The organism is Polyangium jinanense (assembly GCF_028435365.1).
This window is the reverse complement of the sequence record NZ_JAGTJJ010000018.1, coordinates 1-23,675: the sequence shown is the minus strand read 5'-3', so window position 1 is coordinate 23,675 and position 23,675 is coordinate 1. Positions and strand designations below refer to the sequence as shown.

Sequence of the window (23,675 nt, the reverse complement as noted above, 5' to 3'; positions counted from 1 at the left end):
CACGCAGGCGTGGGCGCAAGCGACGGCGGACGGAAAGCACCTGTTTCGCGTGTGCCGGCGCCATCCCCGCGTCGAACCGCATGCGCGCGCCTGGTATGACCTCGGCGACGGGGTCCCTCGAACGACGTTCCAGCCGATCGAGCGCTCCTGGAGAGTCGCTCGGTCAAGGCCGTTTACTTTTATGACCCCCACGCGCCCTCCGAGAGCCGGAAGCTTTTGGGGATCGCGTATCAGGATCTGCCCTGCGACAAACCTCCGCCGCCACCACCTCTGCCGAAGAAGCTGATCGCGAAAGCCCCGGCTCCCGCGCCTGCCGAGAAAGCGGAGGAGCCGCGCGGCACGACACGCACGACCGTCCGCATCGCGACTCGGCGGGCAGGAAAGAGGCCTCCGGAACAGCGTTTCATCGGGCAAACGGCGCCCACGCCCGCGCCGCCGCCGGTCCACGAGGACAAACCGCCCGAGTCCGTGGCGCAAGCGGAGAACCTCTGGGGGCTCAGCCCCGAGGAGATCGCCGCGCTCCTGGAAGATCGAGGCAACCAGTGCCAAGGACCTTGCCATGCGCGGCATCCCAACTTCCGGAAGGACGCCAAGAGGAGGCTCGCCGCCGGGAAAAACGGGCAGTCGTTGTCCACGGGGAGCGGCAGCGGCGGGGGCGCGAGCCAGCCGAAACCTGCGGCCCAGCCCACGCCGAAGCCCGCGGCGCAGCCCGCGCCGAAGACGACGACCAAGACGACCACCACCACCAAGACTGACGACGCAGCCGCCGGCGAATGGAGGTGGGGGAAGTGCGAGCGTACCGGCAGCCAGCGCGAATGCAGCAAAGGCTACGCCACGGGTGCCAAGTAAAACGCTTCGCAAGCAGTGGGATGCCGAAACCGGGCAGCCCTGGCCAAAGGACCCCAAGACTGGCAGAAACCAAGACGTCGCACATAAGAAACCGCTCGCCGATGGCGGTTCAAATGGCACGGACAACGTAGAGCCCATGCCACACAGTGAGCATGTTCGTCAGCACAGCCAAGCAGGCGACTTCAAGAGATGGGGAGCCCAGGGAGCCGAAACGAAAGGAACGAAATGAACAGCCATGTCGACCGCTCGACGATTCGGCCAACAACTGAAATGCGCGGGGAGGATGATGCTGAAACGAGCGAACTGCAGGTAATGCTTGAAACCGCTCGTAGTTACGTCACGAGTTTTGGCTGGTGCGATGGTATCGAGGAGGAGTTCTTCGGTTTGGGCATTGGCGGGATTGTCGGAGTGTTCTTGTTCCGAATTCGACCCGTCGGTGCGATCGATGAATGGCTCTGGGTCATCGCCGGCGACTTGCCATCTGCGTATCTGGTTACCGATAGAGCTGCATCGCCCACGGAAGCGCTCGAAGTCTACTGCGAGCTGATGGAGGACTGGATTCGCGTGGTGCGACGCGGTGGCGACCTTCGAGACGCGTTTCCTGTGTTGGCGGAGCCCAATCCCACAAATGCAGATCTGCTGGAGAGGCGCGTTGTATTCTTGCGAAATAGGATCATTACCCCCGGCGGCCGTTGACACACGACATCCACCCTCGTTCCCGCCTGTTCTCCGCGCCGACAACCCACGTCCCCGCCGCGGGACCTCTGGCACGAAGCCGAACGAGGCTCATCGGCGTCGGGACGCGATCGTCTCGCCGCCGAGCACGGGGCGGGGCGTGTTCCCCCGGGAAGGTCGAACCTCCAAACACGAACCCTCAACGTCGGATGTTCCTTGTCGAGCTGCCGAACAAGCAGCGTCGACCTTCCACGGGCCGTGTTCCGCCCCGGGACCGACCCGCATCCGGGCGAGCGTCGCCGGGCGGGCGCCGTCCCACGCGCCCTTGCCCGGCGATATCACCTGTCCGGCGGCGGAACATGCGGCGTCGACGTCCTCTGCCGCTTGTTGCGTCTCGTGGGGAGCCGGAGCCGGGGTCGCTCGCCGGTCTTGCTCCGGCCTGCTCGATGAACTGCGCATCGCGCAGTTCATCGACCCTGAGTCCAGCGCTTGCGCTGGTCCGGGTCGAGGGGCGGACAGCCCCCGTGGGGTCTGGGGCAAAGCCCCAGCGCAGCGGCTCCCGTGACCGTCACACCCACATCAGCGTTTCCGCATCCCAGCGCTTCCACGCGCCGTCGATCTCCTTGAAGAGGTCGCTGCCTCCGGCCACCGTCTTGAAGCGCGTCTTTTGCATCTTGGCCACGAAATCGGCCGTCTTGCCCGCGTAACTCGTGGTGACCTCCTTCCCGGGAACCGAGTGCATGGTCACCACGATCTCCGCGCCGCTCACCTCGGCGACGGCATAACCGTGCGTGTTGCTTTCGGCGTGGGCGAGGTGCGGGTTCACCTTCGTCTCGGTGTCGAGCACGAGATCGTCGATCTGGAGCGCGAGCAGCGGGGCCGCGGGGACCTGGCTCAGGACGGGATCGGACTTCACCTGCGAGCTGAGCTCGTCGCGAAAGGGCGTCGAGGAGACGGCGCCCGTCATGAACTCGACGATCTTTTTCGTGGGATCCTGCTCGGCCCAGGGCGTGCCGGCCATGAACGTATGCAAATCGCCGGTCAATGCGACGACGTTGCCGAGCCCGCCGATCTTGCCGAGGAGCTCGTTCCGTTTGTCACGAAACCCGTCCCAGCCCTCGACGCCCATGTAGAAGCGGCGCTGCACGTTCGCCGGAATGCCCGGGATCTGCCGCAGATCGACCTGGACCGGGACGATGTTGAACTCGTTCGCCCACACCTTCCACGTCTTCGTGGAGCCCGTGAGCGTCTCGAGGAACCAGGTCTCCTGCGCCTCGCCCATGACGTCCTGGGTCTTGGGATCCGCGGCGTAGCGGAGCGTGCTGAAGACGTCGAACGCGTCCTTGTGGACGAAATAACGCGTGCCGATCTGCGCGTAGAAGCTGACCTTGTTGAGGTCGAAATACGAAAGGCCCCGCGGCAGGCCGGTGGGGTCGATCGTCGGGATGGCCGGATCCGGCGGATTCGCGCCGCCGTTGATCTGCGCGACGACGGCGTTGATGTAATCGACACTCACGTTGCCCGTGACCTTCGTGGCGTCATAGTCCGCGGCCGTCGCCGCTTGCGAGAGGACGCCCTTGTAAAGGCCGCCCGCGTACGTCTCGATGTCGACGTAAGGCGTGGCGATCGTGGGGCCAGGCAAGCCGCCGGGCGAGGCCGTGAGCGTGGCCTGATCGAAGATGACAGCGCCGGGGAAGGCGTCTTCGGGGATCAGGTGATCGGGCCGGTAGGTCCGGAGGTCGGTCACGACCAGGTGGACGTGCTTGCCGAACGTGAAATCACGATAGATGCGGATGTCGTTCGGGTAGTCGGCGGCGGGGTCGTACTTGAATTCGGGGTCGTCGGCATAGTCGACGGGCTGGTACTCGAACCAGGCCTGGTTCGCGGCCTTCCGGCGCGCGACGTCGAGCTCGTCCGCGCGGCCGCTCAGGTAATTGCCGTTCGCGCCCCAGCAGTCGTTCGAGAATTCGTGATCGTCCCAGGTCGGGATCATCGGGAACTTTTCGTGAATGGCCTGGAGCGCGAGGTCGGAGCGATACGTCCGGTAGAGGTCGCGGTAGTTGTCGAGCGATTTTGCCGCGTAGAACTTCTCTTCGCCATTCGCCCCGAGCTCGATCGCCGAGGCCGGGTCGTGGAAGACGACCTTGCGCGCCTCGTCCGGCGTCTGGAACGAGGGGTCGCCCGTGGTCTCGTAAATGTAATCGCCGAGGTGCACCACGAAATCGAGCTCCTCGTCCCCCAGCGCGAGGAGCGTGTTGTAATACCGCCCGATAAAGTCCTGGCAGGAGACGAAGGCGAAGCGCACCGGCACGTCCGCGTCCTCTTCGGGCGCCGTCTTCGTGCGACCGACACGGGAGACGTAATAGATCCCGCCGCGCTCGTAGACGAATCGATAGTAGTAGGTCTTGCCGGGGTCACCGACGATGCGCGCCTTGACGCAGTTGTCGTAAGCGGCGAGGGCGCGGAGCTTGATGGGCTCGGAGACGGGCTGCGTGAATGCGGCGTCGAGCGCGACCTCGAGCTCGACGTCGAGGTCCCAGCCAGCCTTTTCGCTGTCGACGACGCGCGTCCAGACGACGACGCTCTTCGGGCGCGGATCCCCCGAGGCGACGGATTGCGGGAAATAACCCTTGCCCTCCACGAGCTCGCGATTGCCCGCGGTGCTCGAGGGATCATCGCCGCATCCAGGAACGAAGGCGGCGCCCAAGGTGACGACGGTTGCGCGAAGGAAGCTTCTACGGCTCAGCATGATCGAAATGTGCCAGAGCCGGGGGGCGCAGCAAAAGCCCGAACGGATTCTTTTTGGGAAGCTAGATGCGGTCGCGCGACGCCCGTTCACCCGTGGGCGGGAGCCGCACCGTGAACGTCGAGCCTTTTCCGAGCTGGCTCTCCACGTCGATCGTGCCGTTCATGAGCTCCACGAGGTGCTTGACGATACTGAGGCCGAGGCCCGTGCCCCCGAGGTCGCGCGAGCGGCCCGCGTCGACGCGGTAGAAGCGCTCGAAAATGCGGCCAAGGTGCGCCGGCGGGATGCCGGGGCCGTCGTCCTTGACGCTGAGCTCCACGCCGCCACCGGCTTTCGGGCGCGCGGCGACGACGACGTGCGCGCCTTCGCCCGCGTACTTCGTGGCGTTGTCGCACAGGTTCATGAGGACCTGCTCCATGGCGCGGCGATCGATACGCGCCGGGAGCGGGCTCTCGGGCCGCTCGATACGAAGCTCGACCTTGCGGCGACGCGCGGCCTCGTCGAGCAGGCGCGCGACGTGCGTGACGGCGGGAATCACGTCCTGCTCGACGAGCTTCAAGCGGTAGTTCTTGCTTTCGATCTTCGAGAGGTCGAGCAGGTCGTCGACGAGCTGCCGCAGGCGCTTGGCGTGACGATCGATGACGTCGACGAACTCGGCAGCTTCTTCGGGCTCGGCGAGCGCGCCAGCCAAGAGCGTCTCGGCCGCGGTGCTGATGGCCGTGACCGGGGTGCGGAGCTCGTGCGAGACGTTGGCCACGAAGTCGGTGCGGATCGTCTCCAGGCGCCGGAGATCCGTGACGTCGTGGAAGACGGCGATGAGGCCACGATCGTTGGTGCTCTGACGATCACGATCCTTGCGGGTCGGGAGCTTGGAGACACGCACGAGGAGCTTGCGCGGGAGCAGGCCCGAGAGCTCGACCTCGCGCACGACGGCTTCGCTGCTCGCGGCGGCGCGATCGAGCGCCTCCTGGAGCGAGGCGTTGCGGATGACCTCGATGACGCTCTTGCCGATCGTGCCTTCGCCGACGAGCGTCATGCCGCGCAGCGCGCGGTTCGCGAGGACGATCCGCGCGTCGCCGTCGGTGACGAGCACACCCTCGTTCATGCCGTCGAGAATCGAGGCGAGGAGATCACGCTCGTCACGGAGCTCTTCGATCGCGGCGAGCAGCTCGCTCGAGAGGCGGTTCAACGCGCGGCCGAGCTGCGCGGTCTCGTCGGTGCCCTGCGCAGGCGCGTGGATCGCGAGGTTGCCGCCGGCCATCGCCAGCGCAGCCTCGGTCAAGCTGCGGACGGGGCGCGTGAGCAAGTACGTGCCGAACGCGCTCATCGCCACGGCCGCGGCGATCGCGACGGCGATGCCCACGAGCAAGAAGAGGCGCGCGCTGCCGATGGCGGAGTCGACGCCCGTGAGCGGCACGGCGATGCGGACGACGGAGACGCCGTGCTCGGGCTTCGGGTAGCGCCGCGCGGCGTAGATCATGCGCTGGCCGAGGGTGCCGCTGTAGCGGAACGCGCTGCCGGTGCCGGTCGCGAGCGCAGACGCGACCTCCTCACGCGAGGCGTGGTTTTCGGTCCGCGAGATCTCGCCCGGCGTGAGCTCGGAGTCGCCGAGCACGGCGCCGCCCGGGACGATGAGCGTGACGCGTCCGCCGGAGAGCGCGCCGAGCTCGTCCGCGAGCGCATCGATCGTGGCGCCCTCGGCGCACGGCGCGGCCTCGCAGCGGCGGCGGACGATGTCCTCGCAGAGGCGAAGCTCGCCCGTGAGCTGCACCATCGTGCGCTCGATCATGAGCGTTTCGAGCGAGCGGGTGCCGAACCGCTCGATCGCGAAGCCCGCGGCGAGCATGAGCACGACCGACGCGATGATGAGCTTCGCGCGGATGCCGAGGCGGCCGATCATTCGTCCGAGGGCGCGGAGAGCTCGCCGGGCTCGGCGCGGAAGCGATATCCGACGCCGCGCACGGTCTCGATGTAGTCACCGGCGAGGCCGAGTTTTTCGCGCACGCGCTTGACGTGCGTGTCGACGTTGCGGGCCGTGACGTCGACGTGCGAGCCCCAGACCTCGTCGAGCAGGACGTCGCGGGTCATGACGCGGCCACGGCGATCGAAGAGCACGACGAGCAGCTTGAACTCGAGCGCGGTGAAGGAGATCTCCTCGCCGTTCACCCAGGCGCGGTGCGCGGCGCGATCGACGCGGAGGATGCCGAAGTCGATCTTCGCGCCCTCCGTCGGCGTGCCCTCGGCGCGGCGAAGGATCGCGCGTGCGCGCAGGATGAGCTCGCGCACGGAGAAAGGTTTGACCACATAGTCATCGACGCCGAGCTCGAAGCCGACCACGCGATCTACCTCTTCGCCTTTGGCCGTGACCATGATGACCGGGATGCTCGCCGTCTCCGGGCTTTGCTTGAGGCGTTTGCACACCTCGGTGCCCGGCATGTCGGGGAGCATGAGATCGAGGATCACGAGGTCGAACGGCTCTTCTTTGACCGCGCGGAGCGCAGTCTCGCCGTTCATCGCGGAGACGACGTCGAACCCCGCCTGCTTGAAGTTGTAGGACAGGACGCGCTGAAGGTCGCGCTCGTCCTCGACGATGAGAACGTTCGTCGGCATGCGTGGGCCCCACCTCTAGCAGCCTTGTGTGACAGGCGTGTGGAGTCGGGTCCAGCACGGGGGCGAGCCGAGCCATGGGGGGACGCGTCCCTACCGCCGAGGCAATAACGACGGTCCGGCGCGAGCTTTCCTTGCGCGCACGCTCTCTTTCTTCTAGTAGGGGCGCCTCATGGCTCTGGAGCGCACTCTTTCCATCGTCAAGCCCGATGCGGTCGAGAAGAACCACACGGGCGCGATCATCGCCCGCCTCGAACAGGAGGGCTTCATCGTTCGCGCGATGAAGCGGGTCCACCTCAGCCGCGCCGAGGCCGAAGGCTTCTACGCGGAGCACCGTGGACGCGGCTTCTTCGACGAGCTCGTCACGTTCATGTCCCGCAGCCCGATCGTCATCATGGCGCTCGAGCGCGAGGACGCGATCGCGAAGTACCGCGAGGTCATCGGCGCGACGAACCCCGCGAACGCCGCCGAAGGCACGATCCGCAAGCTGTACGCCGCGAGCGTCGGCGAGAACGCTGTGCACGGCTCGGACAAGCCCGAGTCCGCGGCCCGCGAGATCGCCTACTTCTTCGCCGGCTACGAGGTTTCGCCTCGCGCGTGACCGGATCGGAGCGCGGAGAAACCCCGCTCGCCATCGCGCGCGGCGCGGTCCGTGAGGGCCTCGCCGCGCTCGAAGGCTTTTCCGATTTGCTCGGCTCGCGCCGCATCGGGCCACGCGCCCTCGCGCAAGCGAGGACCGAGATGGTCCCGGCCTGCGAGGCGCTCCGCGAGTCCTTTTCCGCGCTCGAACAAGCGTTCGTCGCATCGTTCGCCTCCGACGAAGAGGCCCAGGCGCAAGCCCGTACCCTCGGCGCGCACGCAGGCGCGTGTGTCGCTGCCCTTTCGTCCGCCCTCTCTGACGGTGGTTCGCTTTCCGATGCGCGGCGACGCCTCGCGCTGGAAGCCGCCGTTCGCAAGCATGGAGCGGAGCTAAGGGACGCGTTCGCGGTCGCGGAGCTCTTCGCCGCGGCCGTCGCGCCCACGCCCACGGAGCTCGATCTCGTGGACGTGCTGGAGCAACGGTTCGGCGCGAATCGATCCGCCGAGGAGGGGGTGGTTCGGATCGCGGTGGATGCGCCGCGGCCTTCGTGGCTCGTGGCAGATCGGCACGTGCTCGGCGGGCTCGTGGAGCTCGCAGCGCCGATCGCCTCGCGGCGCGGGACGGTGACGGCGCGGCTCGGCGTCGCGCGTTCGTCCGGGGGCGGGCTCCTCGTTCGCTTGAGCCCGGCGCCGCGAAATGCCCCGGCGACGCGGATCGTGCTGTCCGTGACGGCGCGGGGTGAAGTGCCGGGCTCGCTCGGGATCGCCCGTGTGGCTGCACGTCGCGCGAAGCTCGGGCTCACGATCGACGTGGCCGCGGGGATCGTGTCGATGGAGAGCGAGCGCGAGGCGCCCTGAAATCCGTGCTAAGTCGGCCGGGATGAACCTCGCCGATTCCCTCGCGCCGCTCGTCTCGGCCGCCTTCGCCGATCGTTCGCTCCTGAAGGATCCCGAGCACGAGCGCGCCGTCCTGCAGACGATCGACGCGCTCGATCGTGGCGTTCTCCGCGTCGCCGAGCCCGTCTCCGAGGGCAACTGGGTGACGCACGCGTGGGTGAAGCAGGCCATCCTGCTCTACTTCGCCGTGCAGAAGATGTCGGTGATGGAGGCGGGGCCGCTCGAGTTCCACGACAAGATCCCGCTCAAGCGTGGCCTCGAAGCCGCGGGCGTGCGTGTCGTGCCGCCGGGCACGGTGCGCTACGGCGCGTTCCTCGAGCCGGGCGCGATCCTCATGCCGGGCTACGTGAACATCGGCGCGCGCGTGGGCGCGGGGTCGATGGTCGATACGTGGGCGACCGTGGGATCGTGCGCGCAGATCGGCCGCGATTGCCATCTCGCGGGCGGTGTCGGGATCGGCGGCGTGCTCGAGCCGCCGAGCGCGCAGCCGGTGATCATCGAGGACGGCGTGTTCGTCGGGTCGCGCGTGATCGTGGTCGAAGGCGTGATCGTGGAGCGCGAGGCGGTCCTCGGCGCGGGTGTCGTGCTGACGGCGTCGACGGCGATCCTCGACGTCACGGGCTCCGAGGTCGTGGAGCACCGCGGCCGCGTCCCCGCGCGCAGCGTCGTCATCCCCGGCATGCGGCCGAAGCGTTTTCCGGCGGGCGAGTTCGGCGTACCGTGCGCGCTCATTATCGGAAAGCGCAGCGAGTCGACCGATCGCAAGGTGTCGCTGAACGCAGCGCTCCGGGACTTCGCGGTGGCGGTATGAGCGGGGTCGAGGCGAGGCTCGTCGAGACACTTCTTTGGCTCTGCAACATTCCCTCGCCGATCGGGGAGGAGCGCCTGATCGCCGACGCGGTGATGGAGCGTGTCTCCCGCGCGTCGCTCGCCGCGCCGCCGCGCCGTCACGGCGACTCGATCGTCGTGCCCGTCACGCGAGGCACGGGCGGGCCGCGTGTCGCGCTCGCGGGGCACCTCGACGTCGTGCGCACGTCGCACGATGGTCCGCCGCGCGTCGAGGGCGACAAGCTCTACGGTCCCGGCGCTTCGGACATGAAGTCGGGCTTGGCGCTGATGCTCGATCTCCTGGAGCACGGGGCGCGCGAGATCGCAGGCACGGATCTCACGTTGATCTTCTACGCACGTGAAGAAGGCCCATACGCGGAGAACGAGCTCGGCCGCGTGCTCGCGGACGATCCCGAGGCGACGGCCGTGGATCTCGCCGTCTGCATGGAGCCTTCGGACAACAAGCTCAGCCTCGGCGCGTCAGGCTCGATCCACGCGCGTCTCACGTTCGAGGGGCGCACCGCGCACAGCGCGCGGCCGTGGCAAGGCGAGAACGCGATCCACAAGGCCGGCCCGTTCCTCACCGAGCTCGGCGCGCGCGAGCCGCGCACGGTGATCCTCGATGGTCTCGTCTACCGCACAGTGACGTCCGCGACCCTCGCCGAGGGCGGCCGCGGCCGGAACGTCGTGCCCGACGCATTCACGCTCAACCTGAACCACCGGTTCTCGCCCGACACGTCGATCGCCGAAGCGCAACGCGAGATCGAAGCGCTCGTCGCAGGCCGCGCAAAGATCGAGTGGACCGACCTCTCCCCATCCGCGCCGCCGCACGCCTCGCACCCGCTCGTCGTCGCACTCAAGGACGCAGGCGTAGCCGGCGTGGAGGCAAAGCAGGCATGGACCGACGTCGCGCGGTTCGCCGCGCTCTCCGTGCCCGCCGTGAACTGGGGCCCAGGCGTGAACGCGCAGGCGCACCAGCGAAACGAGTGGACGTCGATCCCACTGCTCGTGGAAGGTCGCGCGATCCTCGGTCGGTTCTTCGAGGCGATCGGGCGGCGGTAGCTGGGGGCGTTTCGCTGGGGCGTTGCCCCAGGCCCCACCGGGGCTGTCCGCCCCTGGACCCGGACCAGCGCAAGCGCTGGACCCGGGGTCGATGAACTGCGCTGCGCGCAGTTCATCGAACAGGCCGAGTCAAGACCAGCGACGACCCTGCCAACCAAGACAGCCGCGCTGCCATTTCAACTGGCAACGCCGTCCCACCGGCCCGTTGGAAGAACTGCGCGCAGCGCAGTTCTTCCACCAAAGGTCCAGGGCTTGCCCTGGTCCGGGTCGAGGGGCGGATAGCCCCCGCGGGGTCCGGGGCAGCGCCCCGGCGCGGCGGCGCCTCAGGGCAGCGCCCCGGCGCGGCGGCCCTCAGCCTAGCCGTCGACGTGCACGAGTGAGTACACGGCTGGCCGCGTGTTTTCGCTGTCGAGCCGCGATCGTCCTGCGAGGAAATCGAGCTCCACGACGAATGCGAATGCCTCGACGGTCCCGCCCTGCCTGCGCGCGAGCTCGGCTGCTGCGCTCGCCGTGCCGCCTGTGGCGAGCACGTCGTCGACTACGAGCACGCGTGCGCCTTTCGGGATCGAATCCATGTGCATCTCGAGCTCGGCCTCGCCGTATTCGAGCGCGTACGTCAGCCGATCTGTCTTCCAGGGCAGCTTGCCGAGCTTGCGGACGGGAACGAAGCCTGCGTTGAGCCGCGTCGCGACGGCGCCGCCGAAGATGAACCCGCGCGACTCGATGCCCACGACGATGTCGATGCGCTCGCCGATGAATCGCTCCGCGAGCAGATCGATCGTGATGTGCAGCGCCCGTGGATCCGCGAGCAGCGGCGTGATGTCCTTGAACAGGATGCCGGGCTTCGGGAAGTCGGGCACGTCCCGCAGCTTCGATTGCAGGTACGCGAGCGCATGCGCCCCGGGCAGCTTGTCGGGATCGAACGTGGTCGTCATTGCGGAGAAGACTAGCCTTCGCGTTCTCCGAGGGAAACGGCTGCGCACGTCGCCACGCAGAGGTCGCGGTGCTCGTGCGACGTGAGATCCAGCGTGAGCGGTGTGACTCCCACCGCGCCCTCGTCGAAGGCCTCGGTGTCCGAGCCGTGCACGTGATCGTGCCGCACGCCGCCGCCGCCGATCCACAGGTACTCCTGCCCGCGCGGATCCTCCCGGAAGATCACGCTCTCCGTGTAGAGCCGCGCGCCGAGCTTCGTGGGACGAACGGACCACGCATTCCCCGGCGGCACGTTCACGTTGAAGAGCGGCGCGCGCGGAGTGGGCGTGCGCCGGAAGGTTGCGAGCGTCTCCATCGCGATCCGCGCTCCGATCGCAGCGGCCGCGGCGCGATCGGCCTTCGCGTCGGCCGACACCGCGACCGCCGGAACGCCGCGCATCGCTGCCTCGCGCGCGGCCGCGACCGTGCCCGAGTAGAACACGTCGACGCCCAGGTTGAGCCCGTGGTTCATCCCCGACACCACGAGATCGGGCTTCCGCGGCAAGACCCGGCCGTTCGAGTGCATCGCCACGTAGACGCAGTCCGCCGGCGTCCCGTCGATCGCGAACACGTCCTCCGAGACCTTACGAAGCCGTAGGATCCGGTGCAGGCTGAGCGAGTGGCTCGTGGCGCTCTGGTTCACCTCGGGCGCGCACACGATCACGCGACCGTGCCGGGCGAGCGCCTCGTGCATCGCGCGCAGGTTCTCCGCGGCGAAGCCGTCGTCGTTCGAGAGCAGGATCAGCGGGCGAGAGTCCTCCACGGGTCATCCTCCGAGCAGGCGCTTCGGCAGTGCGGCGACGAGCTCGAAGACCGCCGCGATGCGGCCGAACAAGCCCGCGCCGCCCCGGGCGCGCGCCATCGCGAAGGCAATCTTGCGCAGCACCGGCGTGTACGGGTACCACCAGAGCTCGCGCGCGGCCTTGTTGCGGTCCTCGAGGACGAACTGCGGGCGCGTCAATTCGGCCAAGGCGTGCGGGCTGTTCGTGATGCCGTACCCGCTCTCGCCCGTGCCCGTCCAGGGCGCCGCGGCCACGGCCGCCGTGAACCCGTGGTTGTTGATCGTCACCACGCCTGTCTTGAGACGCCGCGCGAGATCGTGCGCCGCGCCCACGCGCCGCGTCCACACGCTCGTCGTCAGGCCGAACGTCGACGCGTTCACCCGCGTGATCGCGTCCTCGGCGCCGTCCACGAGCACGATCGGCAGGATCGGCCCGAACGTCTCTTCCCGGAGCAGCGGCGTGTCCTCGCGATCGAGCTTCACGACGGTCGGCGCGAACGCGAGGGATCCCGCTTCGGGCGCGCCGCCTGCGAGCACCTCGGCGCCGGCGGCCTCGGCCTCGGCGAGGTGACGCCGCACGATGTCGCACTGCCGCGACGTCGTCAGCACGGCCGTATCGCGGCCCGGCTCGAGCTTCTTCGTCAGCTCCACGAGGCGCGGCACGAGCTTGTCCGCGATCTTCCGATCCACGTACACGCGCTCGATCGACGCGCAGTTTTGCCCCGCGTTCGTGAACGCGCCCCACACGATGCCGTTCGCCGTCCGCTCGATCGGCGCGTCCGCGAGCACGATGGCCGCGTCCTTCCCGCCGAGCTCGAGCGAGCACGGGATCAGCCGCTCCGCGCAGCGCACTGCCACGCGCCTGCCCGTCGCCACGCTGCCCGTGAACACCACGATGTCCGCTTCATCGACGACCGCCGCGCCCCCGTCTCCGCCGCCTTGCACGAGCGAAAGGAGCCCGTCCGGCAGGAGCCCTTCGAACAACGACGCCACGAGCGCGCCGGCCCGCGGCGTGATCTCACTCGGCTTGAACAGCACCGCGTTGCCCGCGAGCAGTGCCGGCACGATCGTCCGCAGCGGGATCGCCACGGGGTAATTCCACGGCGTGATGAGCCCGACGAGCCCGCGCGGCGCCTTGTGGATCCGGCCGAGCTTCCCGGGATACGCGAGCGGATCGAACTCGACCATCGTGCCTTCGAGCAGCTCCTCGATCGCGTCGGTCCAGTACTCGACGAGGTCTGCGTTCGGCAGCACCTCCGCGAGCGCCGCCTCCTCGACGGGCTTGCCGCACTCGCGATGCACGAGGTTCGCGATCTCCTCGGCGCGCGCGAGGATGCGCTGCTTCACGGGCGCGATCACGCTCGCCCGCTCGCGCGCCGTCTTCGCGGCCCACGCCTTTTGCGCCTCACGCGCCTTGCGCGCGAGCGCCGGGATCTCGCTCGGCGACGTCGCCGTCACGGCCGGCAGGGCGGATCCATCGAGCGGACTTTGCGTGGGGAAGGGGCCGCTCGCCCCGTCCGTCGCCGGCGTCGCTCGAGGCGCGCTCGTTGCGCTCGTCTCGTTCGTCTCGTTCGTCTCCGGGGCGTCCGCCTGCGCCTCGGCCGCTTGCCCATCTTGCTGCACGTCCATGCGGCGCGGAGCCTACCATTCCATCTGCGGCTCTGCCCCACCCGCGTTCGAAACGAAGAAGCCCCGAGGCGTGGGGCCTCGAGGCTTCCTCGATGGTGCGCCGCTCTCGCGGCGACCTTCACGGCACGTTGATGGTGACGGTGTTCGCCTTCTGGCAGTTGATCACGGCCGACTGACCCGGCGTGAGCCACTTGGCCTTCGTCGGGTTCGTCTCGCCCATATCGGCGAGCCGGATGAACTTCGGACCGCAGTCGACCTCGAGCGCCTCGCCGGTGTTGCCGACCAGCTTGCCGGTCAAGAACACGAGCGCCTGCTTGTTCGAGCTCACGGTGAGGATTCCGCGCGTCGCCGGCAGCGTCGCCGGATCCTTCGCCGGCGGAGCTTCCGTGGTCGGCGCGGCGCTGGCGCTCGTCGCGGGTGCGGCCGAAGCGCTGCCCGCGGGCGCGGCCGACGCGCTCCCGGGCGGAGCGGCCACAGCGCTGTCCGACGGCGCCGGCGCCGTCTCCGCGGTGGCGGGCGTCGGCGCAGCCTTCACCGTCTCCGTGGGCGTGGGCGTCGGCGTCGGCGTCACGGAGCCGCCCGTGTTTCCGGGCTGCGTCCCACCGGGCAGGCCGCCGATCCAGCCCTTCTGCATCGCGACGAACGCACCCGCGCCGATGAGCAAGAGAGCCGCGGCGACGAGCAGCCACCCGGGCAAACCCTTCTTCGGCTCCGGCTCCGGCTTCGTCTCGACCGGCTCCTTCGCCACGACGACCGGCTTCTTCTCCACCGGCGGCTTGGTCTCGGCGACGGGCTTCTTCTCGACCTCGGGCTTCTTCGTCGGCAGCGGCGGCTTCGCGACCGGCTTCTTCTCCGGCTCCGGCTTCGGCTCGAGCTCCGCGGCACCGAGCTCGATCGAAGCCTCCTCGGTCTCCACCTCGGGCTTCTTGGCCGGCGCGGGCTTCTTCTCGGACTCGGGCTTCTTCTCGGGCGCGGCAGCCTCGATCTCGACGACGGCCTCGGGCTCGGGCTTCTTCTCGGGCGCGGGCTTCCTCTCGGATTCGGGCTTCTTCTCGGGCGCGGCAGCCTCGATCTCGACGACAGCCTCCGGCTCGGGCTTCGCTTCGAGGACGGGCTCCTGTGCCTGCTCGGGCTCGGGCTTCTTCTCCGGCTCGGCCGACTTCGCGAGCGCTGCGACGAGCGCGGCGCTCGGCTTCGACGTCGAGGCGGGCTCGAACAGCTTCGTCGGCTCGGCATCTTCGCCGTCGCCGTCCTCCTCGATCGCAGAGGGCAAACCCGTGCTCGTCTCCGGCTTCTTCGCAGCCGCGGGACCGGTCCCGATGAGGGCCTCGATCTGCTCCGGCGCCAGGGCAAGCGGCGCGGTGATCGCGTCGGAGTCCTGGAGCGGCGGCGGACGCGAGTCGCCGGCCTCTTCGCCTTCGCCGACACCGGGCAGCGTCCTCTTGAGCTCGTCGACCGGCACGGCCGGCTTCGTGGCGATGGGCGTCGCGGTGGGCGTCGTGAGTTTGGGCAGCGCGGCCGGCTTCGTGGGAGCGGGCGTCGTCGCGGCCGGCTTCGCGCCCGTAGCGACGGGCGTGATCGGCTTCGGGCCAGGGATGGCCGCGGGCTTGGCGGCGGCCGGCGTGACGGCGGCCGGCTTGGCAGCCGTGGTGACAGGCGCGATCGGCTTCGGACCCGGCACGGCGGCAGGTTTGGCAGCCGTGGTGACGGGCGCGGGTTTGGCCGGAGGCGTCTTCGGCGTGCCCAGCGGAGTTGCGATGGCCACGCCCTTCGCGGGCGACGCATCCTTCGCGGGCGCCTCGTCCCAGAGGTCGTCGCCGATGTCGGGCTTCTTCGTGACGATGGGCGTCGCGGCCTCAGCGAGCGTGGGGATCGGGGCGCCGACCACGTCGTCCCCCGGCTTCACCGCGAGCGAGCCGATCCCGGCACGCTCGGGCCGGGGCAACGCGGCGTTCTTCTGGACCTTTTCAAGGAGCGCTTCCAGCGCCGCGATTCGTTGTTCGACGTTCACGCCTCGGGAGTCTACCCAATCGCGCGGCTCCTGACGAGGATCCGACGGGATGCGCAAGAAACTTGCGTTTTGGGGGCGCCGCGCCGGGGTTTCACCCCGGACCCCGACGAGGGGTTATCCACCCCTCGACCCGGACCAGGGCAAGCCCTGGACGCGGGGCGACAGTGCGCGATGCGCACTGTCGACAGGGAAAACGTCCCCAGCACGTACGGCAGCACTGCTGTCTTGGCTGGCGAGGAGGTTCGTGGTCTTGCCACGGGCCGTCGGAAAAACTGCGCATCGCGCGGTTTTTCCGCTTTCGGTCCAGGCCGTGCCTGGTCCGGGGTGCAGGGGGCGGACAGCCCCCTGCTGGGGTGCGGGGCAACGCCCCGCGCATAACCCACCCGTCAGAGACGGAGCGAATAGAACTCCACGACCCGCTGCACATCGACGGGGAACAAGGCCGAGGAGGCGTCTGGCAGCGCCGTCACGGTGGCGCTGAACGCGGCCTTGTCGACGTTGAGCCACGAGGCGCGCTCCATCGTCTCGTCTGCGACTGAGGAGAGCACGTGCGGGTTTTTCCAGACCCTGGGCACGAGGGAAATCGTGTGCCCCTGGTCGACCCGGAACGAGGCGATGTCGACGCGCCGCCCGTTCACGTGCACGAAGCCGTGGCAGACGAGCTGCCGTGCTGCGGGGATCGTGCGCGCGAAGCCAGCGCGGAACACCACGTTGTCGAGGCGTCGTTCGAGCAGCTCGACGAGCTTGTCGCCGGGGGCGCCTTGGCTTCGCCCGGCTTCGACCATGAGGCGCCGGAGCTGCACCTCGGAGACGCCATAACCGAAGCGAAGCTTCTGCTTCTCGATCAAGCGGAGCTTGTACTCGGAGAGTTTGTGCCGCGCCTGCCCGTGTTGACCTGGCGGGTACGGACGTCGATCGATTTTCTTGCGCGAAAACCCCGGAAGATCGCAGCCGAGGGCGCGCATCACGCGAACGCGGGGACCTGTGTAGCGGCTCATGGAAACCCAGGCTACCGCTCCGATATGAAAATGACAATGAAAATCGTTTTCATTTGTGGGCGAGACAAACGTGCGCCGCGATGGTCGCCGGAAAGACGTTCGTCGCGGTGTTCCGAGGGGGGGTTGGGCGAGCGGGGAGGGGGCGGGAGGTGCTCCGGATCCGGAGCTTCGTGGGCGTGAGACGTGAGGGCCGAGCCCCCACTGTTCTCAGAGCGTCTCGAGGTACGCGACGAGGTCGTCGACCTGCGCCGGCGTCAGGTGCGACGTCACGCCGTGCTTGTCGCCGCCGCCGCAGGCCGGGTTGAAGCGGTCACGCAGCGTCGCGGCGCAGCCGTCGTGCATGAAGGGCGCGCGGTCCGCGATGCCCATCAGCGTCGGCACCTGGAAGGCCTTGCCCGTGCCCACGTCGGCCCAGTCGTTGTTCGTCAGCTTCTCGCCGTTGTGGCAGGTCGCGCAGCCGACCTTCGCGTCGAGGTAGAGCTCCTTGCCGCGCTCCACCGCCGTCGTGTCGGCGACCTCGGCCTTCGGCAGCACCGGCTGCGCGTCGATCCAGCGACCGACGAGCCGCGATTGACGCGGGCCGAGCGGCTGGCCGCCCATGCGGTTCACGAACACCTCGCTCATGATGTGGCCGAGGTCTTCCATGTCGCCGTCCCAGTGCAGCGGCGCCGTCGCCAGGATGCCGCCGCGGATCGACTGCGTCCGGCGCGGACCGATCGGGTTGAAGTTCCAGGTCCGGGCGTCATCCATCGCCTCCGGGTGACAGGACGCGCACGCGAGCGAGTTGAAGCCCGTCGCGCTCTGGTGGAACACGTCGTGCCCCGTGTCGCGGCGGCTCTCGCCGGGCAGCTCGATCGTCTGTCCCGTGCCCGGCAGGTAGATCGCCGCGGGCTCGCGCAGCTGCACGGCGAGCTCTCCGCCGGCCCAGTATTGCGCCGCGATCGGCTGCCCGGGCACCGGCTCGGCGAACGAAGGATCGCAGCCCGTCGACTGGTTGGCCGCGATCGAGGCCCGCGACGTCCGCAGGATCGCGTTGTTGCCGGCGGCGACGATCGTCACGTCGCTCTCGTTCGGCGAGACGGCGATGTCGACGGGCAGGGCCGAGCCGGAGAGCGACGCGCCGCCGAGGGGCGGGATCACGATGGGCACCGTCTCGTCGCCGGGCTCCACCTCGGTCACCGTCGTTTGCACGATGCTCCCGTCGCAGCCGCCGCCGCTGCCGTAGCCGCCGGGCTGCTCGATCACCACCGCGTTCGCCGTCCCGCGCTGATGCACCATGATCGCGCCGCCGCTCGGCCGCGACACCATGCGCCACGCCACGGCCGGCTCGAAGTGCGAATCCCCGCCGGTGAACGGATCGAAGGTCTTCACCTTGGCCGGCGCCTCGCGCTGCCAGATCTTGCCGTCGATGCCCACGACGAGCACCTCGGCCGAGCGGAAGCGGCTCACGAGCAGCTTGTCGCCTTGCACCACCACGTCGCGCAGATCGCGCTCGAGCTTCAGCACGCGCGTCGCTGCGCCGCCGCCCGCGGGCAGCGTCACGAGCTCACCCGTCTGACAGGCCACGTGGAGGCGGTCGTTTTCGGCCTCGTAGGCGATGCCGCGCGGCGTCGCGCAGACCTGGCGACGCTCGATCAGCTTGCCGCCGGCCACGTCGATCGACGCCACGGCGCCGCCCGAGCGGAGGGCCACGTGGGCGCGGCCTTCGTTGTCGATGGCCACGCGCCCGGGCTCGTCGCCTTCTTCGAGCGTGACCTTGGCTTTCAGGGCACGGGCTTCGAGGTCGACGATCCAGACCACGTCGCGGTCCGGGTCGGCGGCGACGGCGGTCTTGCCGTCATCTGCGATGGCGAGGGTGCCACCGGAGATGGCAGGCGGCGAAACGGCGGCGACGGCGATGTCCTTGTTGGGGACGAAGGTGTCGTCGATGCCTGAGCATCCGGCGGCGATGCTGGCGCCGGCGAGGGAGACGAGGAGCAAGGCGAGCGGGCGTCGAAGATGGGTTCGCATGAGGCCTCCGCGCTTCGCTTGGCAAATAAGAAGCCAAGCCTTGTCGAATTCTCGCCACTTCCGGTTCGCGCGCCAACTGCGCGTGAATGAAACGGAACCTCAATCGGGATGCGGGGTTGCACTCGGGGGGGAGGCGCGTACGCCCGTGAAGGAGGGTTCGCGCTGGGCGAGAACTGGTGTGCCAGCCGGCGCCGCTATGACGCGGATGTCACACCAGCTCGAAGACCTGGTCGAAGGAGTCGCCCTCCATGTCGACGACGATTCGTTGATCGGTGGCTTCGATGCCTTCGAGGCGCACGGAGAAGAAGAACTTGCTCGCGCTCAGGGTCTCGGCGCCGCGGAAGGACAGGGCGGCGCCGCCTTCGACGAGGCGGGCATCGCCGGAGACGCGGGCGGCGATGCGGAGGTCGAATCGTTTGAGGGGGATGCGCAGCGCGGGGCCTTCGTTGAGGAAACGCGTCGCGTCGCCCTCGCGGCGGAAGACGGCGTTGCCGCGGGCTTCGAGCTGCTTGCGGACCTCGGGCTTCAATCGATCACCTGCGACGCTCTCGACGATCGAGAGGAGGGGCACCTCGCCTCCGTCCCGCACGGCGGGAACGAGGGTTTCGAGCAACTTCACGACGGACCCGCGTAGCTCCGGGCGCCGATGGGTCTGGACGGGCATCGATACCTCCAAGGCTTCGCCTTCTCGATGTCGTCGGGTGAGCGAAAACGCAAACAGAATCGCGCGATATGTCGGAGGCGGAAAAAGGGGCGCGAATGCGCCGAAGAGGGGTCGGCGCGTCCGGAGGTGTCTTTGGAGGAGCACCAAAGAGGGGTCGGCGCGTCCGGAGGTGTCTTTGGAGGAGCACCAAAGAGGGGTCGGCGCGTCCGGAGGTGTCTTTGGAGGAGCACCAAAGAGAGGTCGGCGCGTCCGGAGGTGTCTTTGGAGGAGCACCGAAGAGAGGTCGGCGCGTCCGGAGGGGTCTTTGGAGGGGCGCCAAAGAGGGGGCGGCGCGTCCGGAGGTGTCTTTGGAGGGGCACCAAAGAGAGGTCGGCGCGTCCGGAGGGGTCTTGGGGAGGGCGCCAAGCAGAACTCCGGGCGGGCGGAGGGGGCCTTGGCGCGCGTCCGGTGGGATTCCGCGCAGTTTTCGCACGGTTCCCGCGCGCGCCGGGTACGCCTGCCAGCCACGAATGCCGCGAGTGCCGGCAAACCACGTCGCTCACGTGGGGCCGCTTTCCAAAATAAAGCTGGAGGATGGTAATGCGCAGCCCCGCAGCGTCGTGCCATTCCCATTAAATATCTCGACGACGTCCCGGCTGCCTGTCATTCAATTGCCCATGACCGACACCGATTGACGCGCCGGCCTCATTCGGCCTCTTCCAGCGCGCACCGGCATCCTTCGTTTGGCCCTCGTCCTCGCGGCGACCGCGTCGGCCCGGCTCGGCCATTCGCACACCTCCTTTGAAAGGCGCACCCATGCACCGTTATCATTCCAATTCTTGCATTTCTATGCTCGCCCTCCTCCTCGCCGCCTCCACGGCCTCGTGTGTCGCCTCCGAAGACGTCGTCCTGGATGACGAGATCGAGGCCGCCGAGAGCGACGTGGACTCCACGAGCGATACGGCCGACGACGAAGCGAGCGACGAGGACGTCGCGGAAGACACCGTCGCGACCGCCGAGACCGAGGAGACCGACGAAGCCGAGAGCGCGCTTTCGTCGCCGCGCGCCGAGACGGTGCGCCTCGTCCCTGCACAGGGCCACACCGGCACCCAGCGCGTCAATTTCGCGATTCCCCTCGCCCCCGGCGAGCTCTTCGAGGAATCCATGGTTCGCGTGATGCACGAGGGCCGCGACCTGCCCCTCGCGCGCCGCGGCCTCGCCCGTCATGCCGACGGGAGCCTCCGGAGCGTGCAGATCCAGGTTGACGTGGCCGTGGCCGGCGAGACGGAGCTCCGCGTGATCGTGGGCGAGCGCTCGAAGGCCGGCGCGCTTTCGATGGTCCCCGTGCAGCAGACGCTGGTGAACGCGGACGGGACGCTGGGGCCGCGCGTGTATGCGCTCCTTTCGCCCCAGCGGCTCGCGAAGAGTGGCGTGATGGGCACGATCGCCCCGGAATCCGAGACCGCAGGCTCGCCGTACGACGGCTGGGCGAAGGTCTGCGATTACAACAAACACGACGTCGACGCGTTCCTCCCGAAGAAGGGCGACCCCGCGGTCTGGCTCTACGATCGCGGCACCACGTTTTACCGGGGTTATGCGCGGCGGGGCGACGTCGAGACGCTCCGCACGGCTTACGCCGAGACCGCGCTTTACCGCGCCGGCATCTCCGGCAGCGGGAAGAACCTGGAGATCGGCATTCCCAAAAAGGCGAACGATCCGAAGTATCATTATAGCCAGAACCTCGCGATCCATTACCTCCTGACCGGCGACGATCGCTTCCGCGAGGCCGCGGAGAGCGTGGCCGATCGAATGGCTTCCATCTGGAAGCCCCGGTACAAGGGGAAGGACACGGGCCTCTGGACCGAGCGCCATGCGGGCTTCTACCTGCTCGACATGACGTACGCGATGATGGTCTCCGACGATCAAAGCGCCCATTTCCAGGAGCTCGCCGATAACGCGGTCGACGCCTACCTCGACGTCCAGGCGACGTATCCGCAGGGCTACGGCGATTCGAATGCCCGCTGCTTCGCCCATCACGCCGGCGCGCATGGCGAGGGGTATGGGTACTTCGGCTGCAGCCCCTGGATGAGCGCCATCCTCGCCGACGGCCTCGATCTCTACGCGAGCGAGCGCGGTGGCCAGCGCGAGAACCAGGTGCACGCGTCGATCGTGAAGCTCGGCCGCGCCATCGCGCGCGAAGGGATGGACAGCTCGGGCAAGCCCTACTACTTCATGGGCGAAGGCGGAACGGGCCGGGGCGAAGAAGACCCGGACAACGAGCACTGGGGTGAAGCCGCGTACGTCATGGCCATGGCCTACCACTACTCGCACGATGCTTCGCTCGCGAACGCCGTCGGCGGGCTCGTGGCGAAGCTCAAGCAAAACGGCCGCGCGCCGCACATGCGAAGCTTCAACTGGCAGTGCCGCAGCGCCGTGGCCACGCCGGCGTACATGCGCTGAAGAAGCGTCACGACCCGGGGGTCACGAATCCACGTGGCCCCGGCGTGATGCCGCGAATGTAAAGTCGTGCATGGGCGCTTGACGGGAGAGGCGAGCGCCCATAAGTGACCGGCGGGTCAACATGACGTCCTCTGTCTCCCGCTTCGCGTCTTCGTCCTCGCCCCGGAGAGCCCACCGCGCCTTCACGGCGTGCACGCTCGCCCTGCTGCTCGGCGCCCCCGCCGCGGCCCTCGCGCAACCCCAACCTGCGCGCGAGCCCGCGCCGCCCGCGCCGGCCGCCCCCGCCCCCGCGGCCGCGCCTGCGCCGCCTCCCCCCGCGGCCGATCGCATCGCCGAGGCCCTCGCGCCCCAGCCCGGAGGCCTGACACCGGACGAGGCGGCGCGCATCGCGCTTCGCACCCGCCCGTCGCTCCGCGTCAAGCAGGCCGAGCTCCGCGCCGCCGCGGCGCGTGTCGATCAGGCGCTCCTCAACTACCTGCCGCAGGTCACCGTCGCCGCGGGCTACACGCGCCTCTCCCGGGTCCAGAACGTGCTCGGCGCGCCGTCGACCGCCTATGTCGGCACGAACCTGGACCCGGCGAACCCGCAGGTGATCCCCGTGCAGCAAGGGCCCCTCGTGTCGAGGCCGTGCCCGCCCCCGCTCTCGGGCAACTGCGTCACGGACATCGCGGGCACGCCGATCACCGCGGTGCAGACGCCGGGCTTCTCGTTCCCTGTCCTCCTGAACTCGTACTCGCTCACGGCGTCGATCGCGCTGCCGATCTCGGACTACGTGCTGCGTATCTCGCAGGGCTACGCGTCCGCCTCGCACGCCGAGAGCGCGAAGCGGATCGAGCTCGAGGCCGAGGGGTTGACGATCGCCGCGGACGCGAAGGTCGCGTTCTTCAACTGGGTCCGCGCCAAGGGCAGCGCTGTCGTCGCGACAGAGGCCGTGGCGCAGGCCGAGGCGCATCTCAAGGACGCGAACCTCACCTTCCAGGCGGGCCTCATCTCGAAGGCCGATGTGCTGCGCCTCGAAGCGCAGGTCGCGTCTGCGCAGCAGGTGCAGGCCGACGCGGATGCGCTCGCGTCGCTTGCCGAGGAGCAGATCCGCATCTCGCTCATGCTCCCGGCTGGCAAGCCGCTCACGATCGGCGTCGACGTGCTGCATGCGTCGGCGGAGCCGAGCACGGTGCAGCTCGCGGCGCTGCAGGACGAGGCGCTTGCGCGGCGGCTGGAGATCCGCGCGCTCGACGAGACGGAGTACTCGCTGAAGAAGCAGGTCTCGCTGGCGCGTGCGGGTTACTTCCCGCGCGTCGACGGGTTTGCCGAGGGGCAGTACCAGAACCCGAACCAGCGCGTCTTCCCGCAGGCCGACGAGTTCCGGTTCACATGGAATGCGGGCGTCAGGCTCTCCTGGACCATCAACGACACGCTCACGGCGATCCCTGCCGTGACCGAGGCGAAGTCGCGCGTGGAGCAGATCGCCGCGCAGAAGGAGCAATTGCTCCAGGGGCTCAAGGTCGAGGTTGCGTCGGCCTACGCGGAGCTCAAGCGCGCGGAGGCGAACATCGACGCTGCCGATCGTGGGCTCGCTGCGGCGGAGGAAGGGCTGCGTGTGCAGAACGAGCTCTTCCGTGCGGGGCGTGCGACGGGCGTGGCGCTCGTCGACGCCGAGGCCGAGCTCACGCGCGCGCGCTTGCGCCGCGTGGACGCGCGCGTCGGGATCCTCGTGGCCCGCACGCGACTCGAACACGCGACGGGACGCGACGTGGAAAAGGCCTCCACGGCACCGAAGAACCCCTAAGAGGTTGCTGCCACGGCGCGGGGCTTTGCCCCGCACCCCAGAAGGGGGCTGTCCGCCCCCTTCACCCCGGACCAGCGCAAGCGCTGGACTCGGGGTCGATGAACTGCGCGATGCGCAGTTCATCGAACAGGCCGTGGCAAGA

18 protein-coding genes are annotated in these 23,675 nt (G+C 68.8%); 8 read left to right on the top strand and 10 right to left on the bottom strand.

Annotation, left to right across the window (positions count from 1 at the left end; genetic code table 11):
• Positions 1 to 216 precede the first annotated feature (216 nt).
• Both KEG57_RS26450 and KEG57_RS26445 read left to right on the top strand, forming a co-directional pair.
• Positions 217 to 849 carry a hypothetical protein gene (locus tag KEG57_RS26450; protein WP_272427207.1) on the top strand — a complete coding sequence of 211 codons (633 nt, stop codon included), beginning with the start codon at positions 217 to 219 and terminating at the stop codon, positions 847 to 849.
• Positions 850 to 1,074: 225 nt separating this feature from the next.
• A complete protein-coding gene (locus tag KEG57_RS26445; protein WP_272427209.1) occupies positions 1,075 to 1,545 on the top strand; it encodes a hypothetical protein in 471 nt (156 codons plus the stop codon).
• A gap of 547 nt (positions 1,546 to 2,092) precedes the next feature.
• Here the strand turns inward: KEG57_RS26445 and KEG57_RS26440 are convergent.
• The 3 genes from KEG57_RS26440 to KEG57_RS26430 all read right to left on the bottom strand — a co-directional run bounded on the left by KEG57_RS26440 (position 2,093) and on the right by KEG57_RS26430 (position 6,880).
• On the bottom strand, positions 2,093 to 4,273 hold the full coding sequence (locus KEG57_RS26440) for an alkaline phosphatase D family protein (RefSeq protein ID WP_272427211.1): 2,181 nt from the start codon (positions 4,271 to 4,273) through the stop codon (positions 2,093 to 2,095).
• A gap of 61 nt (positions 4,274 to 4,334) precedes the next feature.
• Entirely contained in the window at positions 4,335 to 6,170 is a 1,836-nt protein-coding gene (locus KEG57_RS26435) for a HAMP domain-containing sensor histidine kinase (protein WP_272427213.1), read from the bottom strand.
• Positions 6,167 to 6,880 carry a response regulator gene (locus KEG57_RS26430; RefSeq protein ID WP_272427216.1) on the bottom strand — a complete coding sequence of 238 codons (714 nt, stop codon included), beginning with the start codon at positions 6,878 to 6,880 and terminating at the stop codon, positions 6,167 to 6,169. Before KEG57_RS26430 ends, KEG57_RS26435 begins: the two co-directional genes overlap by 4 nt.
• A 169-nt stretch (positions 6,881 to 7,049) precedes the next feature.
• Between KEG57_RS26430 and ndk the strand changes: the two genes are divergently transcribed.
• From ndk to dapE, 4 genes are read left to right on the top strand one after another with little or no spacing between them, the layout of a single operon-like run.
• Positions 7,050 to 7,478 carry a nucleoside-diphosphate kinase gene (gene ndk, locus KEG57_RS26425; protein ID WP_272427217.1) on the top strand — a complete coding sequence of 143 codons (429 nt, stop codon included), beginning with the start codon at positions 7,050 to 7,052 and terminating at the stop codon, positions 7,476 to 7,478.
• Positions 7,475 to 8,314, top strand: coding sequence for a hypothetical protein (locus KEG57_RS26420; RefSeq protein WP_272427218.1), 840 nt, complete (start codon positions 7,475 to 7,477; stop codon positions 8,312 to 8,314). The genes ndk and KEG57_RS26420 overlap by 4 nt, the downstream gene beginning before the upstream one ends.
• Before the next feature lie 22 nt (positions 8,315 to 8,336).
• Entirely contained in the window at positions 8,337 to 9,164 is an 828-nt protein-coding gene (locus KEG57_RS26415; RefSeq protein ID WP_272427219.1) for a 2,3,4,5-tetrahydropyridine-2,6-dicarboxylate N-succinyltransferase, read from the top strand.
• A complete protein-coding gene (dapE, locus tag KEG57_RS26410; protein WP_272427220.1) occupies positions 9,161 to 10,243 on the top strand; it encodes a succinyl-diaminopimelate desuccinylase in 1,083 nt (360 codons plus the stop codon). Before KEG57_RS26415 ends, dapE begins: the two co-directional genes overlap by 4 nt.
• 356 nt (positions 10,244 to 10,599) lie before the next feature.
• Here dapE and KEG57_RS26405 read toward each other — a convergent pair whose 3' ends face one another.
• The 7 genes from KEG57_RS26405 to KEG57_RS26375 form a co-directional block, all read right to left on the bottom strand.
• The gene (locus KEG57_RS26405; protein WP_272427221.1) at positions 10,600 to 11,178 is read right to left on the bottom strand and encodes an adenine phosphoribosyltransferase; all 579 of its coding nucleotides are present in this window, start codon (positions 11,176 to 11,178) and stop codon (positions 10,600 to 10,602) included.
• An 11-nt stretch (positions 11,179 to 11,189) separates the two neighbouring features.
• Positions 11,190 to 11,978, bottom strand: coding sequence for a 5'/3'-nucleotidase SurE (gene surE / locus KEG57_RS26400; protein ID WP_272427223.1), 789 nt, complete (start codon positions 11,976 to 11,978; stop codon positions 11,190 to 11,192).
• 3 nt (positions 11,979 to 11,981) lie between these two features.
• On the bottom strand, positions 11,982 to 13,625 hold the full coding sequence (locus KEG57_RS26395) for an aldehyde dehydrogenase family protein (RefSeq protein ID WP_272427225.1): 1,644 nt from the start codon (positions 13,623 to 13,625) through the stop codon (positions 11,982 to 11,984).
• A 118-nt stretch (positions 13,626 to 13,743) separates the two neighbouring features.
• Positions 13,744 to 15,636, bottom strand: a complete 1,893-nt coding sequence (locus KEG57_RS26390; protein WP_272427227.1) for a hypothetical protein — start codon at positions 15,634 to 15,636, stop codon at positions 13,744 to 13,746.
• Positions 15,637 to 16,022: 386 nt separating this feature from the next.
• Positions 16,023 to 16,634 (bottom strand): 30S ribosomal protein S4, encoded by a 612-nt coding sequence (gene rpsD / locus KEG57_RS26385; protein WP_272427229.1) that lies wholly within the window; start codon positions 16,632 to 16,634, stop codon positions 16,023 to 16,025.
• A gap of 207 nt (positions 16,635 to 16,841) precedes the next feature.
• Complete coding sequence (locus KEG57_RS26380) at positions 16,842 to 18,644, bottom strand: c-type cytochrome (protein WP_272427230.1); 1,803 nt, start codon at positions 18,642 to 18,644, stop codon at positions 16,842 to 16,844.
• A 208-nt stretch (positions 18,645 to 18,852) separates the two neighbouring features.
• Positions 18,853 to 19,308 (bottom strand): hypothetical protein, encoded by a 456-nt coding sequence (locus tag KEG57_RS26375; protein WP_272427232.1) that lies wholly within the window; start codon positions 19,306 to 19,308, stop codon positions 18,853 to 18,855.
• 828 nt (positions 19,309 to 20,136) lie between these two features.
• On the opposite strand from KEG57_RS26375, the gene KEG57_RS26370 reads away from it, so the two are divergent.
• Positions 20,137 to 21,747: a hypothetical protein gene (locus KEG57_RS26370; RefSeq protein ID WP_272427233.1), complete on the top strand. Its 1,611-nt coding sequence runs from the start codon at positions 20,137 to 20,139 to the stop codon at positions 21,745 to 21,747.
• A gap of 121 nt (positions 21,748 to 21,868) precedes the next feature.
• Positions 21,869 to 23,533, top strand: coding sequence for a TolC family protein (locus KEG57_RS26365; RefSeq protein ID WP_272427235.1), 1,665 nt, complete (start codon positions 21,869 to 21,871; stop codon positions 23,531 to 23,533).
• The last annotated feature ends 142 nt before the right edge of the window (positions 23,534 to 23,675 follow it).